The sequence below is a fragment of the Candidatus Jordarchaeum sp. genome (assembly GCF_052745115.1).
In genome coordinates this window covers 1-2,882 of sequence record NZ_JBRAKS010000435.1, presented here as the reverse complement: position 1 = coordinate 2,882, position 2,882 = coordinate 1, and the positions used below count along the sequence as shown (strand labels likewise).

Below are 2,882 nucleotides of genomic sequence, written 5' to 3'. Positions count from 1 at the left end.
AACCTTCATAAGAAAAACCGGAAAAATCAGCCACAAAAATCTTATTTAAGAGCGTCTTTTTATTACCGAATAATTCTCTAGTGGTTTAAAACGCGGACACAAAAATTTTTGAGAATAGTTAAACGCGGTCTTTGTAGTACTCAATAAAGGTTTTTAATGATCTGTCATATGTCCTTTCTAACTCGGGTGGGAACAAGCAGCCAGGGAGTTCACCGCTTCTCCAATGACTGCGTATACATTCGCAGCACTTGCCCCTTTTACTGCAAGAAGTATAGGTGCATTTACAATTTTTTAGATTTTCTTCGATATTGCATTCCGTTTTCATTTTACAAACCCCAAAAAAGGTTGACATCTTTAAGATTCCAAAAAACCTTTAAAAACATTCCTTTAATTCTTTTATTTTTAATTCAATTTTAGCTATGGATTTGTTAAGAGGTTACCTTTTTAATTCTTAAAATTTATTAAATGATATTAGGTTAGTGAGCCTACGTGTAGGAGCTTAGATTATCATGTTGTTGATGGTTTCTGGTTCAAATGTAGATTGGGATTCTGAGATAATTGATATAATAAAGGCTTACGGTTATGAGATAAGACATTACAAGGTGGAAAACAAGCAAACCTCGTTCTATTTTGAGCAGCCATCACACTTAATAGATGTTGTTGTAATGGGAAGCAAGGATGTTGTACCCTACGAGGCATTATTCGAAGAAATTTCCAAAATTCTAAAGAAGGAGAAGGGTATCAAAATTTACACCATTCAGGATGATGAAGCAGCCAAGGAAGCCGCCATAGTGGATTACTGTGACGAAGAAATTCTTCTAAGGGTCGAACTTCCCAAAGGCACACTCTACGAGGGACCAGCAATAATTCCAGTTAAAGTAATTATGAAAAATAAAGCATCCAAACCAATCGAGGCCAGAATCAAAAGAGACTTACTCTTTCAAGTTCGTGTAACCGACCTTAACTGGAATGAGATGCTCTTATTAGGAGGAGATGAGACAAAAACCGAACAAACCTATGAAATTAAAGACAAGGGCTCTTTCATAGAGGATTTCACCATAAACGTAGAAGACTTTAAAGGAAACATCATGATAATGGGATTAACCCAAATATTTGAGTATAAGGGAAAACCCACCTTTTTCCAGACCGCTCCCATAAGAATAACCATAAAATAAAAAAATTGAAAAAATAACAGTTTTCACCCAAACATCATAGATGTGAATAGTCCTGTGAAGTCTAATCCCCAACCTAAAATATGGGCAAACCCTAAAAGTAAAGGTATACCTATAGAGATGCTCAGAAGAGTGATGGGTACTCCGATTTTCATAAATTCACGCCAAGAGACATGGAATCCTTGCTTCTCTAATGCGGTTATTGCAATCAGATTTGGTAGACCCCCTATCGGTGTTAGACTGGCTCCGATGTTTGCTCCGTATATTAGAGACCATATCACGAGGTTTTCGCTTATTAGAGCCGATGAAGCTAGACTCGGTGTTACAAATAGCAGAGCTGTTGTTACAGAAATATTGTCTAGAATTCCTGATAGTGTGCCACAGAACAAAGTTACCACGGTTGCTGTTCCAGGAACATTGGAGAATATGTAGCCTCCGAGGCTGTTTCCCAATATTTCCAGAATTTTTGTTCTATCCACGCCACCCACTATGATGAATATTCCAATGAAGAAGAATATGAGGCTCCAGTCCACTTCCCGTAGAGTTTTTTCCGGGTCTTCTCCACTTACGAACACAAAGGCAAAAGCAAACAGTAGTGAAACCACATAAAAGGGTAAATTGATCAGACCTGCTATAACGAATCCAGCAATTGTTACTCCAAGCAGAATGGCTAATCGTCGGAACATTTTTGGATCCCTCACCAGGCTTCTCTCATTAAAAGAGAGTAACTCTTCTCTCGTTTCAAGGTACCCCTCCTTTTCCTTCGGAATCTCAAAAGCACCCTTAAAGTGCCGGAAAATGAAGAACAGAGCGATCACTGTGCAGATCACTGCGAAGGGCACTCCTAGCACTAGGAAAGTGGGGTAAGATAGAAAACGAGTTGGATCCAGGTTATAACTACCGGTGACTAGAATATTAACAAAACTGCCAATAAGGGTGGAGACACTTGCCGCATTAACTACGAATACCGTGCCCAGCACATAGGGCACCGGATTAAGATCCAACACTCTGCATATTTGAAAGACTAGAACGCTCACTATAATGAAGGAGGGATCGCAGTTCAAAACCATGGTTAGAATAAATGTTAATGCCCAGAGGTAAATGAAGAGTCTTTTAATGTCTCCTCCACTAAATTTAATGACTTTTATTATAATATATTCAAATAGCCCCGAACGACTAGCAACGGTTGTTATAACCACAATGGAAATAATAATCAGTAGGGTCGACCAGTCAATGAAATCCTGATAAACATCGCTATATGAGAATAACAATTCTTGGCTTACAAGGCCTCCTGAAACTATGAATGTAAAATAGGGGACCCAAGAGTAAGCCCATGAGAAGTATCCTCCTGCAATAAGCGTTGCCACAGCTCCACCTAATGCTGCCACTGTTCTGTGAAGCCGCTCCGTTGCTATTAACCCGAAGGTTATCACAATTATGACCGTAAAAACTAATTGGGCTGAAACTGGAGGCTGTATCAGATATTCAGCCCACCAAGGAAGTAATGAAATTCCTTCTTGTAATCCAAACATTCCATTCCACCCTTTTTTACTTGAGAAGGTAGAATTCATTATGTTCAAATGATTCATTATTGATTTTTTTCCTATTATTATAAATAGTAATCGAATGAATTGTCTATTAAATATATTTGCTCTGAAACAAATTAATAATTAGTTAATATTTTTACTAATTTGAATTTTGTAAATTAAT

General features: G+C 37.9%; 3 protein-coding genes. 1 reads left to right on the top strand and 2 read right to left on the bottom strand.

The genetic code is table 11. From position 1 onward, the window contains the following. Positions 1-118: 118 nt before the first annotated feature. A complete protein-coding gene (locus tag ACUVXA_RS19160; RefSeq protein WP_445872894.1) occupies positions 119-325 on the bottom strand; it encodes a DUF6485 family protein in 207 nt (68 codons plus the stop codon). A 184-nt stretch (positions 326-509) separates the two neighbouring features. On the opposite strand from ACUVXA_RS19160, the gene ACUVXA_RS19155 reads away from it, so the two are divergent. Further along, entirely contained in the window at positions 510-1,175 is a 666-nt protein-coding gene (locus tag ACUVXA_RS19155; protein WP_445872893.1) for a hypothetical protein, read from the top strand. 23 nt (positions 1,176-1,198) lie between these two features. On the opposite strand, the gene ACUVXA_RS19150 is transcribed toward ACUVXA_RS19155, so the two are convergent. Then, positions 1,199-2,704: an ArsB/NhaD family transporter gene (locus ACUVXA_RS19150; protein ID WP_445872892.1), complete on the bottom strand. Its 1,506-nt coding sequence runs from the start codon at positions 2,702-2,704 to the stop codon at positions 1,199-1,201. Positions 2,705-2,882 lie beyond the last annotated feature (178 nt).